The sequence below is a fragment of the Thermodesulfovibrionales bacterium genome (genome assembly GCA_026417875.1).
Lineage (GTDB): Bacteria > Nitrospirota > Thermodesulfovibrionia > Thermodesulfovibrionales > CALJEL01 > CALJEL01.
On sequence record JAOACK010000052.1, the window covers coordinates 1 to 333 of the forward strand.

Genomic DNA, 333 nt, shown 5'->3' on the forward strand with positions numbered 1-333 from the left:
CAGTAAAACCTCTGTTTCAGAGGTATTTTCAAAGCATAAAAAGGAATGGGAGGTATCACCAGAAGAGGATGTATTGAGAGCCCTGGAAAAGATGATAAGGGATGATACCGGAAGGCTTGTAATAATAGAAGGAGACAGGATTGTGGGAATGATAACAAGAAATGGAATAGCCCGTTATGTTCAGATAAAGGAACATTTATAAAATCTTTAACAGGAGGGATTAAATGCATCCAATGACAAAAGAAAATCTAAAATCTGCTTTTTCAGGTGAAAGTCAAGCACATATGAAATATCTTATCTTTGCTGATAAAGCAGAAGAAGAGGGCTTTAAGA

General features: G+C 36.0%; 2 protein-coding genes. Both read left to right on the top strand.

Annotation, left to right across the window (positions count from 1 at the left end):
• The coding region (locus N2257_08700; GenBank protein ID MCX7794460.1) for a CBS domain-containing protein at positions 1 to 202 on the top strand (202 nt) is incomplete at its 5' end.
• A 31-nt stretch (positions 203 to 233) separates the two neighbouring features.
• Positions 234 to 333, top strand: a 100-nt coding sequence (locus N2257_08705) for a rubrerythrin family protein (GenBank protein ID MCX7794461.1), incomplete at its 3' end; no start/stop codon positions are given.